Below are 11,720 nucleotides of genomic sequence, written 5' to 3'. Positions count from 1 at the left end.
TCTGTTTGATTAAAAAATGACTTATTTTTGCTCGATTAAATCATGCTAATTTGATTTATTTGGAGACCTGTTTCACATTTTTAAGTTGAATAGTATAGATCGGTACTGAAATGCGTTTTATCTGCCTAAGTGACGTATTCATTCAACTATTATAAAGATAGTTTTGTATTCACTATTTGGCTTATCATAAATCTTTAAAAAATAGAGGGTTCTGTATAGTTTGAGTGATATTTTCAATCGAGCGCTAAGTGCTTGAATCTTCACCTTTAGTCTAAAGAACAGATGTTTCTATTATATCTCCATATCGGACTAAATTAATCGGCTTTATTATTTAAAAACATATATATAAGTATTGATTAGAAGGCAATTATAAAATTATTGCAGATTAATCTTATTGTTAATGATTCTTATTTAAAGGATTTTTAGCCAAAAAGCTTATGAGAGTTGTTTGTATTTTGATAGTGAGCGTTTTATAATTCAGTGTCGTTTTACGTTTAGGCATGTATTTGCCTAATCAATGCCAGCTTTCCTTCGAATTAATTCCAACAAACTCCGGATGGAGTTTTTAACTACAGGATGCCCGCTGTGAAAAGCAACAGACCTGTCAATTTGTCCATGGGTCAAGTTTTAGAAGTAAACTTAAAATCACCTGTGGCTATTGCATCAATTCTACACCGTCTTTCTGGTGTGATCGTATTCTTACTCGTACCGGTCCTTTTATGGATTTTAGACAAGTCATTGTCTTCGCCTGAAGGTTTTGCTCAAGTGCAAGAAATCTTTAACGGTTTCATCGTGCGTTTTGTTGTATGGGTATTTGTAGCCGGCTTAATCTATCATACGTTTACTGGTATTAAGCACTTACTTGCAGATGTTGGCGTTGCAGAAGAACTGCAAAGCGGCCGTACTGCAGCTACTATTTCATTAATCTTGTCTGCGATCGGTATTGTTGCAGCATTTGTATGGATCGTACTCTAATGAAAAGTGCTACTGGTTTAACGGGTTCAGGTTCTCGCGATTGGTTTCTTCAACGTGTGAGTGCAGTGGTTCTAGCTGTGTATACTGTTATCGTTTTGGGTTGGATTCTACTGAATGGTGGCTTCAACTTTGAACAGTGGTACGGCTTTATGATGACTACACCAATGAAGATTTTGTCTTTATTGGCAGTATTCTCTCTTGTTGCACACGCATGGATTGGCATGTGGCAGGTTTTCACTGACTATGTGACTACTCGTCAAATGGGTCCATCAGCATCAGGTTTACGCATTGTATTGACTTCAGCAGTGATTATCGCTGTATTAGCATACGCAATCTGGGCAATCCAGATTTTCTGGGCTTGATAGGAAGAGATCATGGGCGCAATTAACCCTAAAGAAGATTACACAAATATTCCACATGAAACTTTCGATGCTGTCATCGTGGGTGGCGGTGGTTCAGGTATGCGTGCATCTTACCAACTTGCTCAAGCTGGTTTAAAAGTTGCTGTACTGACTAAAGTATTCCCGACACGTTCACACACTGTTGCGGCACAGGGTGGTATTGGTGCATCTCTTGGTAATATGCAAGAAGATAACTGGCACTACCACTTCTATGACACAGTTAAAGGTTCTGACTGGTTAGGTGACCAGGACGCGATCGAGTTTATGACGCGTGAAGCACCTCAAGTGGTATATGAATTAGAACATTTAGGTATGCCATTTGACCGTAACGCAGACGGTACGATTTACCAACGTCCATTCGGTGGTCACTCTGCAAACTACGGTGAAAAAGCGGTTCCTCGTGCATGTGCTGCAGCTGACCGTACAGGTCACGCACTTCTTCATACGCTTTATCAAAGCAACGTGAAAATGGGTACACAATTCTTCGTAGAATGGATCGCACTTGATTTGATCCGTAACGAAGCTGGCGATGTACTTGGTGTAACTGCTATCGATCAGGAAACTGGTAAAATTGCAGTATTCCAGGCGAAAGCTACTCTATTTGCTACTGGTGGTGCGGGTCGTGTTTACCGTGCATCTACTAACGCGTATATCAATACTGGTGACGGTCTTGGTATGGCAGCTCGTGCAGGTATTCCATTACAAGATATGGAATTCTGGCAGTTCCACCCTACAGGTGTTGCGGGCGCAGGCGTATTGCTAACTGAAGGTTGTCGTGGTGAAGGTGCAATCCTTCGTAACAAAGATGGCGAACCGTTCATGGAACGTTATGCTCCAACTTTGAAAGACTTGGCACCACGTGACTTCGTATCACGTTCTATGGACCAAGAGATCAAAGAAGGTCGTGGCTGTGGTCCTAAAGGTGATTATATCCTTCTTGATATGACGCACCTGGGTGCGGATACGATCATGAAACGTCTTCCATCTGTATTTGAGATTGGTAAGAAATTCGCGAACGTTGATATCACCAAAGAGCCAATTCCGGTAGTGCCAACAATCCATTATCAAATGGGTGGTATTCCTACGAATATTCATGGTCAGGTTGTTGTTCCAGAGTCTCCGGAAACTGAAGCACTGGTTACTCACTACGACAAGAACACTGATACATACTCTACTAACCAAGAAGGCCGTAACTTCACTAAACCAGTGAAAGGTTTCTATGCGATTGGTGAATGTTCTTGTGTATCTGTACATGGTGCAAACCGTCTAGGTACAAACTCACTGCTTGACTTGGTTGTATTTGGTAAGGCTGCTGGTCAGCATATCATCGATTATGTGACTAAACATCACGGTGATGAATATGAACCGCTTCCTACAACTGTACTTGAGCAAACTGTTGCACGTATTCGTAAACTTGACGAATCCACTACGGGTGAAAATGCTCAGGAAGTTGCTGATGCGATTCGTGATATCGTTCAAGACCACGCTGGTGTATTCCGTACATCTGCACTTCTTGAAGAAGGTGTGAAACAGATTCTTGCAATTGAACCGCGCGTGCGCAACATTCACTTGAAAGACAAATCTAAAGTATTCAATACAGCACGTATTGAAGCACTTGAAGTTGAAAACTTGTATGAAGTTGCTAAGGCAACGCTAATTTCGGCTGCAGCGCGTAAAGAATGCCGTGGTGCGCATACGGTGGTAGACTTTGAAGAGTCTCCTGACCATCCTGCATACCCATACGGTCGTCGTGATGATGAGTGGATGAAGCACACATTATGGTTCTCTGCGGACAACCGTCTTGAGTATAAGCCAGTACGTTACCGTCCATTGTCGGTTGATGCAATTCCACCTAAACCACGTACATTCTAATTCGGAGAAGTAAGATGAGTAGAGGTACTCGTACATTTAATATCTACCGCTACGATCCTGATAAGGATGCAGCACCATACATGCAAACTTTTAAACTAGAATTGACTGACAAGCACCGTATGTTGCTTGACGCACTTCTGGCATTAAAAGTACAAGACGAATCTTTAACGTTCCGTCGCTCATGTCGTGAAGGTATTTGTGGTTCTGATGGTGTAAACATTAATGGTAAAAACGGTCTTGCATGTCTGTGGAACCTGAATGATTTACCAGAAACAATCACAATCCGTCCACTGCCAGGTCTTCCAGTAGTTAAAGACCTTGTTGTAGACATGAATCAATTCTACGATCAGTACAACAAAATTCATCCGTTCTTGATCAACAATCAGCCTGCACCGCCTAAAGAGCGTCTGCAGTCTCCTGAAGAACGTGAACATCTTGATGGTCTGTATGAATGTATTCTTTGTGCATGCTGTTCAACTTCATGTCCGTCATTCTGGTGGAACCCTGACAAGTTCCTGGGTCCTTCAGCATTGTTGAATGCTTACCGCTTCATCATTGACTCACGTGATACAGCAACTCAAGAGCGTTTGGCTCGTCTTGACGACCCATTCTCGCTGTTCCGTTGTAAAGGCATCATGAACTGTGTATCTGTATGTCCTAAAGGCTTGAACCCTACCAAAGCAATCGGTCACATCCGTAACATGCTTCTAGATATGGCTGGCTAATTCAGACTGCGAATAACAGTTTGTCAAAAAGCACACCACTTGGTGTGCTTTTTGCTTTATAGGGGCGCTGAAAAGGGGAAGACTAGTTGAAAAGCAAGTGTTATCAGCAGGAGCTCTGGTGCAGTCATAAAAGGTGATGAATCATTTCAGAGCATTTTGCTCAGGTTTGTGCACTAATATAATGTAGTTCGATTTATTTATGATTTTTAGATGTAAAACTGACCTGAAAAAGATTCCCGATAATGTTATTATATAACGCAAGATTGCAAAGGGAGTGGATTGGAAGATTTACTCTCTTTTTGTTTATCAGTGGTATAGTGGATGGATGTAGGACTTTAGTCTACGGAGATTGTGTTTTTCATTTAAAGCTCCCTATGTTAGAGTAATTTCTGGTTGATGTATTTGACTAAAAAACACACATTTCTCGTCAAAAAAATCAATTGATTAGTCGAGATCGTGATAGCATTTAGCATAAGACTATATCCAAAAAATGTAAGGATTAATGTACACTTTTTAAACACGGAAAAACCTACGACTGGTATATAAAGGTAAGTCAGAGTCGCTTTAGAAAAAATACAGCTTAAGCCTTTGTTTTTTCTAAGTCGATTTGCAAAAAAATTGCTCGGTTTTTATCGGGTATTCGATGAGTGATGATGCCGCTGAGGGGCGTTATTGTTCATTAAACATATCAAGAGTTGCTCTTGGTGTGGTGATAGCGCCTCATGGCTTATGCCTTATGGGGGACTAATGTCATCTTACCAATTTGACATTACTAATCCTGGGTTTTGCTTAAAAAGCATCCTGAAAATGTTTTTGCAATAGGAAATGGGTCCACAAATGCAAGAAGTTGCTGACGCTCTGCGTCTTGACACTGAACTTAGCGCTGATAGTGCAGCGTATATTGAAGAACTTTATGAGCAGTATCTGACCGCTCCAGACTCAGTGGGTGCTGACTGGCAGGAATACTTCGGTAAGTTCCCTAAAGGTGACCAACCACACAGCAATGTACGTGAGCAATTCCTACTGTTAGGTCGTAATTCAAGCCGTGTTCAGCCTGTCATTCAAGCGACAGTAAGTTCTGATCACGAGCGTCGTCAAATTGGCGTATTACAACTCATTGCGGCTTATCGTAACCGTGGTCACCAGAAAGCCAAATTAGATCCATTAGGTCTTGCAAAACGCGAACAAGCATTTGACTTAGAACTGGATGCGCATGGGTTAACCAAGTCTGATTTAGACACAGTATTCAATACTGGTAATCTTGCAATCGGTAAAGAAGAAGCAACACTTGCTGAAATTCTTGCTGCATTAGAGTCTACATACTGTGGTACTGTAGGTTCAGAATACATGCACATCGTTGACACCAAGGAAAAACGTTGGATTCAACAACGTCTTGAAGGTGCACGTGGCCAGTTTGGTTTCAACACACAACAGAAAAAACATGTACTTGAACGTTTGACTGCAGCTGAAGGCTTAGAAAAATACTTAGGTAATAAATTCGTTGGTGCAAAACGTTTCGGTGTTGAAGGCGGTGAGTCTTTCATTCCGATGGTTGATGCAGTGATTCAACGTGCAGGTTCTGTTGGCTGTAAAGAAGTTGTAATCGGTATGCCACACCGTGGCCGTCTGAACCTTCTGGTTAACATCATGGGTAAAAACCCGGCTGACCTGTTTGGCGAATTCGAAGGTAAGTCTCTTCATAAGAAAGGTTCTGGTGACGTTAAGTATCACCAAGGTTTCTCGTCTAACGTAATGACTCCAGGTGGCGAAGTACACTTGGCATTGGCGTTTAACCCATCACACCTTGAAATCGTTGGACCGGTAGTTGAAGGTTCGGTACGTGCTCGTCAGGTACGTCGTAAAGACATCGGTGGTGATGACGTATTACCAATCATCGTTCACGGTGATGCAGCATTTGCAGGTCAAGGTGTCAATCAGGAAACCTTCCAGATGTCACAAACGCGTGGCTACACCGTTGGTGGTACAGTGCACATTGTTGTGAACAACCAAGTTGGTTTCACCACTTCTGATCCACGTGATGCACGTTCTACAGAATACTGTACTGACATCGCGAAAATGATTCAGGCACCGATCTTCCATGTCAATGGTGATGATCCGGAAGCTGTATTGTTTGTTGCTCAGCTTGCACATGATTTCCGTCATACTTTCCGTAAAGATGTTGTTATCGACATGTTCTGTTATCGTCGTCGTGGTCACAACGAAGCGGATGAACCAGCTGCAACTCAGCCAATGATGTACCAAGTCATCAACAAGAAAGCGACGACTCGTACTTTGTATGCTGACAAACTTGTTCAAGAAGGCATCCTTGACCGCGCAACTGCAGATCAAATGGTTGAAAACTATCGTTCAGACCTTGAAGCAGGTAAACACGTTGCCAATGCCTTGGTATTAGAGCCGAACAAGAAAATGTTCGTAGACTGGTCTCCGTACTTAGGTCACGACTACACAGACGAGTGGGATACAACTTGTGATCTAGAACGTCTTAAAGAACTTGGTCGTAAAATGCGTGAGCTTCCAGAAGGCTTCGTGATGCAGCGTCAGGTTTCTAAAGTGATTGATGACCGTCTGAAAATGCAGACTGGTGAAATGCCATTGAACTGGGGTGCTGCTGAAACTCTAGCCTATGCATCGCTTCTAGATGATGGTTACCTGGTTCGCTTAACTGGCGAAGACGTGGGTCGTGGTACATTCTCACACCGTCATGCAAAACTGCATAACCAGGTAGATGGCTCAACTTACATTCCACTTTGCCATATCAAAGTAAACCAGCCACGCGTTGCGATCTATGACTCTTTATTGTCTGAAATGGCAGTATTGGCATTTGAATACGGCTATGCGACGACTCTTCCTAAGAGCTTGATCATCTGGGAAGCTCAGTTTGGTGACTTCGCGAACTGTGCACAGGTTGTGATCGACCAGTTCATCTCATCTGGTGAAACCAAGTGGGAACGTGTATGTGGTCTGACTATGCTTCTACCACACGGCTTCGAAGGTCAAGGTCCAGAGCATTCATCTGCACGTCTTGAGCGCTTCCTGCAGTTATGTGCAGAAGACAACATGCAAGTGATGACTCCAACTACACCTGCACAGATCTTCCATGCATTACGTCGTCAGGCAATTCGCCCAATCCGTAAGCCAATGATCATCATGTCGCCAAAATCATTACTGCGTCACAAGTTAGCTGTGTCTAACCTTGATGAACTTGCAAGCGGCACATTCCAGACTGTGATCGATGAAGTAGATAACATCAACAAATCAGACGTAACTCGTCTGGTGCTGTGTGGTGGTAAGGTTTACTACGACCTAGTTGAAAAACGTCGTGAAAAAGAATTGAACAATACAGCGATCGTTCGTATTGAACAATTGTATCCGTACCCAGAAGCACGTCTTGCTGAAGTTCTTGCTCAGTATCCAAACCTGAAAGAGCTGGTTTGGGCTCAAGAGGAACCGAAGAACCAAGGTGCTTGGCTGTTCATCGCGCCACGTCTGTATGACGACGTGATGAAGTCTGGTAAACAGGTTCGTATTAGCTACGCTGGCCGTGAAGCTTCTGCTGCACCGGCGTGTGGTTCACCATATTTGCATGCAAAACAACAAGCTCAGCTCGTTAACGACGCTCTAGCGATCGATGCTGAATAATCCAGGAGATTCTAAGTAATGGCAACCGAAATTAAAGCACCGGTATTTCCAGAGTCAGTTGCGGACGGTACGATCGCAACTTGGCACAAACAACCAGGTGAAGCAGTATCACGTGATGAAGTGATCTGTGATATTGAGACTGATAAAGTTGTTTTAGAAGTTGTTGCTCCTGCTGACGGTACAATTGCATCAATCATCAAAAATGAAGGCGACACAGTGCTTTCTGCTGAAGTGATTGCTCAATTTGAAGAAGGTGCTGTTTCTGGCGCTACACAAACTCAAGCAGTTCAATCTGAAGAGAAAGTTGAGCAAGCTGCTGCACAAACTGAAGCGGGTAATTCGCCGATCGTTGAGCGTACTCAAGTTGCTGACCAGGCACCTGCAGTACGTAAAGCTTTAACTGAATCTGGTATTGCTGCATCTGACGTATCTGGTACAGGTCGTGGCGGTCGCATCACCAAAGAAGATGTTGCGAACCATCAAGCGAAACCAGCAGCACCTGCTGCTGCACCATTAAGTGTTGCAGTTGGTGAGCGTATTGAAAAACGTGTACCTATGACTCGTCTGCGTAAACGTGTTGCTGAACGTCTGCTTGCTGCAACTCAAGAAACAGCAATGCTGACGACGTTCAACGAAGTCAACATGAAACCAATCATGGAAATGCGTAACCAGTACAAAGATGCGTTTGAAAAACGTCATGGTGCGCGTCTAGGCTTCATGTCATTCTTCGTTAAAGCGGCAACTGAAGCGCTTAAACGCTACCCAGCGGTGAATGCGTCTATCGATGGCGACGACATCGTTTATCACGGTTACTATGACATCGGTGTAGCGGTTTCTTCTGATCGTGGTCTGGTGGTTCCTGTACTTCGTGATACAGACCGCATGAACTATGCTGAAGTTGAAAATGGTATTCGTGCATACGCTGGTAAGGCGCGTGAAGGTAAACTTGCAATTGAAGACATGACTGGTGGTACTTTCACAATTACCAACGGTGGTACTTTCGGTTCATTGCTTTCAACTCCAATCTTGAACACGCCTCAAACTGCGATTCTGGGTATGCATAAAATCCAGGAACGTCCTATGGCAGTGAATGGTCAAGTTGAAATCTTGCCAATGATGTACCTAGCGCTTTCTTATGACCACCGTCTAATCGATGGTAAAGAAGCTGTAGGTTTCCTTGTAACAATCAAAGAATTGTTAGAAGAGCCAGCACGTCTTATCCTTGATCTATAATTTTAGTTTTTAAGAATAATCAGAGCGAGTTCGAAGCGATCCTTTGAACTCGTTTTTGGAGATACAAATGTCTCAGTTTGATTTAGTTGTAATCGGTGGTGGTCCAGGCGGCTATGAAGCTGCTATTCGTGCAGCTCAACTTGGTTTTAAAGTTGCGTGTATCGAAAAACGTATTCACAAAGGTAAACCTTCTCTAGGCGGTACTTGCTTAAACGTAGGTTGTATCCCTTCTAAGGCACTTTTGGATTCTTCTCATCGTTATGAAGATACTGTTCATCATCTAGATGATCACGGTATTACGACTGGTGAAGTCGCATTTGATTTGTCTAAAATGCTTGCGCGTAAAGATAAAATCGTAAACCAATTGACCATGGGTATCGACGGTCTGCTTAAAGGCAATGGCGTTGAATGGTTAAAAGGTACTGGTAAATTACTTGCTGGTAAAAAAGTTGAGTTTGTTTCACATGAAGGCGAAACTCAAGTTTTAGAACCTAAATACGTGATTCTTGCAACTGGTTCTGTGCCGGTAAATATTCCTGTTGCTCCTGTAGATCAAGACATTATTGTTGACTCTACTGGCGCGCTTGAATTCCAGGAAGTGCCTAAGCGTTTAGGTGTAATTGGTGCAGGTGTAATCGGTCTTGAACTTGGTTCGGTATGGCGTCGTCTGGGTGCTGAAGTTGTTGTATTTGAAGCAATGGATGCATTCTTACCAATAGCTGATAAAGCATTGGCAAAAGATTACCAAAAAGTATTGACGAAGCAAGGTCTGGATATCCGTGTTGGTGCGAAAGTATCTGGTACTGAAGTTAACGGCCGTGAAGTTACTGTTCAGTACACTCAAGGTGGCGAAGACAAAACTCAAACTTTCGACAAGTTGATCGTTTGTGTAGGTCGTCGTGCTTATGCTGAAGGTCTATTGGCTGAAGATTCAGGCATTAAATTGACTGAACGTGGTTTAGTTGAAGTAAACGATTGGTGTGCAACTTCTGTTGAAGGCGTATATGCGATTGGTGACTTGGTACGTGGTCCAATGCTTGCACATAAAGCAATGGAAGAAGGCGTAATGGCAGTTGAACGTATTCACGGTCACGCTGCACAAGTCAACTACGACACGATCATTTCTGTAATTTACACACACCCAGAAGCGGCGTGGGTAGGTTTAACAGAAGAGCAAGCGAAAGAAAAAGGTATTGAGGTAAAAACTGGTCAATTCGGTTTCGCTGCGAACGGCCGTGCAATGGCTGCTGGCGAAAATGCTGGTTTCGTGAAGTTTGTTGCTGATGCGAAAACAGACCGTCTACTTGGTATGCACGTGATCGGACCTGCTGCGTCTGACATCGTTCACCAAGGTATGATCGCACTTGAATTTGTATCTTCAGTAGAAGACCTACAGTTGATGACTTTCGGTCACCCAACTTTCTCTGAAGTCGTACATGAAGCTGCTTTGGCAGTGGATGGTCGTGCAATTCACGCGATCCAGCGTAAGCGTAAATAATCTAAAAAAGAGCGGCTCCGGCCGCTCTTTTACATTTGGTGGTTGTTTTTGTATGAATAATCATCTAAAAATAAAGATAAGAATCAAAACATCGTTTTAATAAATTCCAATATCGATGTTGCAGCGCCACAGGATATTGGACGCAGTAATAACAAAGTGAAAAAGTAGTAAAAGGTCAATCAATGAATTTACATGAGTATCAAGCAAAAGCGTTATTAAAAAAATATGGCATGCCAGTTCAGGAAGGTATTCTTGCGACAAATGCTGAAGAAACCGTACAGGCTTTTCAACAGCTGGGCGGAAAGTTTGCCGTATTAAAAGCACAGGTGCATGCCGGGGGGCGTGGTAAGGCGGGTGGGGTAAAGGTAGTTAAATCTGCTGACGAAGCCGCTGAATATGCCAATCAAATTATTGGCTCACGTTTAGTGACTTATCAAACCGATGCCAATGGTCAACCAGTCAACAGCATTCTGGTCTCAGAAGATGTTTATCCAGTAGAGCGTGAACTTTATCTAGGTGCTGTGGTAGACCGTTCAACTCGCCGTATTACCTTTATGGCATCGACTGAAGGCGGTGTTGAAATTGAAAAAGTGGCAGAAGAAACGCCTGAAAAAATTATTAAAGTTGAAGTTGATCCACTCGTTGGTTTATTGCCGTTCCAGGCACGTGAAGTTGCATTTGCTTTAAACCTTAAAGATGGACAAATCAACCAATTTGTTAAAGTCATGACCGCGGCTTATCAAGCCTTTGTGGAAAATGATTTTGCTCTGTTTGAAATCAATCCGTTATCAGTCCGTGAAAATGGTGACATTCTTTGTGTCGATGCCAAAGTAGGGATCGATTCGAACGCGTTGTATCGTTTGCCTGAAGTGGCGGCACTACGCGATAAATCACAAGAGAATGAGCGTGAGCTAAAAGCCTCTGAATTTGATCTGAACTATGTTGCCCTGGAAGGTAATATTGGTTGTATGGTCAATGGTGCTGGTCTTGCGATGGCTACCATGGATATTATCAAGCTTTATGGTGGTCAGCCCGCTAACTTCCTCGATGTCGGTGGTGGTGCAACCAAAGAGCGTGTGATTGAGGCGTTCAAAATTATTTTGGCAGATACTTCTGTGCAAGGTGTGTTGATTAATATTTTTGGTGGAATTGTACGTTGCGACATGATCGCTGAAGCAATTATTGCAGCAGTTCAAGAAGTAAATGTCACTGTGCCGGTTGTGGTTCGCCTTGAAGGGAACAATGCTGAGCTTGGTGCCAAATTACTGGATGAATCTGGTTTGAAATTAATTTCTGCAAATGGCCTGGCCGATGCTGCAGAAAAAATTGTTGCTGCAGTAAAAGCTTAAGGAGTAT

The 11,720-nt window shown here is 43.1% G+C and carries 7 protein-coding genes and 1 pseudogene; all 8 read left to right on the top strand.

The features are described from left to right. Positions 1 to 576: 576 nt before the first annotated feature. Positions 577 to 975, top strand: coding sequence for a succinate dehydrogenase, cytochrome b556 subunit (sdhC, locus tag ACTJIX_RS09195; RefSeq protein ID WP_008301879.1), 399 nt, complete (start codon positions 577 to 579; stop codon positions 973 to 975). Continuing rightward, on the top strand, positions 975 to 1,337 hold the full coding sequence (gene sdhD / locus ACTJIX_RS09190) for a succinate dehydrogenase, hydrophobic membrane anchor protein (RefSeq protein ID WP_004810840.1): 363 nt from the start codon (positions 975 to 977) through the stop codon (positions 1,335 to 1,337). The genes sdhC and sdhD overlap by 1 nt, the downstream gene beginning before the upstream one ends. 12 nt (positions 1,338 to 1,349) lie before the next feature. After that, the gene (locus ACTJIX_RS09185) at positions 1,350 to 3,248 is read left to right on the top strand and encodes an FAD-binding protein (RefSeq protein WP_004810838.1); all 1,899 of its coding nucleotides are present in this window, start codon (positions 1,350 to 1,352) and stop codon (positions 3,246 to 3,248) included. Between the two features lie 14 nt (positions 3,249 to 3,262). Next, the gene (locus ACTJIX_RS09180) at positions 3,263 to 3,973 is read left to right on the top strand and encodes a succinate dehydrogenase iron-sulfur subunit (protein ID WP_004810837.1); all 711 of its coding nucleotides are present in this window, start codon (positions 3,263 to 3,265) and stop codon (positions 3,971 to 3,973) included. Between the two features lie 837 nt (positions 3,974 to 4,810). Further along, positions 4,811 to 7,633 carry a 2-oxoglutarate dehydrogenase E1 component gene (locus ACTJIX_RS09175; RefSeq protein ID WP_440611370.1) on the top strand — a complete coding sequence of 941 codons (2,823 nt, stop codon included), beginning with the start codon at positions 4,811 to 4,813 and terminating at the stop codon, positions 7,631 to 7,633. Positions 7,634 to 7,651: 18 nt separating this feature from the next. Next, positions 7,652 to 8,866 carry a 2-oxoglutarate dehydrogenase complex dihydrolipoyllysine-residue succinyltransferase gene (gene odhB, locus ACTJIX_RS09170; protein WP_004810833.1) on the top strand — a complete coding sequence of 405 codons (1,215 nt, stop codon included), beginning with the start codon at positions 7,652 to 7,654 and terminating at the stop codon, positions 8,864 to 8,866. A gap of 67 nt (positions 8,867 to 8,933) precedes the next feature. Further along, positions 8,934 to 10,364, top strand: a complete 1,431-nt coding sequence (gene lpdA, locus ACTJIX_RS09165; protein ID WP_440611369.1) for a dihydrolipoyl dehydrogenase — start codon at positions 8,934 to 8,936, stop codon at positions 10,362 to 10,364. 179 nt (positions 10,365 to 10,543) lie between these two features. After that, positions 10,544 to 11,713 (top strand): annotated as a pseudogene (gene sucC / locus ACTJIX_RS09160) (ADP-forming succinate--CoA ligase subunit beta); the annotation flags it as partial. Positions 11,714 to 11,720: the final 7 nt, after the last annotated feature.

The organism is Acinetobacter sp. 22323, from assembly GCF_052044895.1.
Classification (GTDB): Bacteria; Pseudomonadota; Gammaproteobacteria; order Pseudomonadales; family Moraxellaceae; genus Acinetobacter; species Acinetobacter schindleri.
The sequence above is the reverse complement of the archived record's forward strand: the minus strand, read 5'-3'. Positions and strand labels throughout refer to the sequence as shown.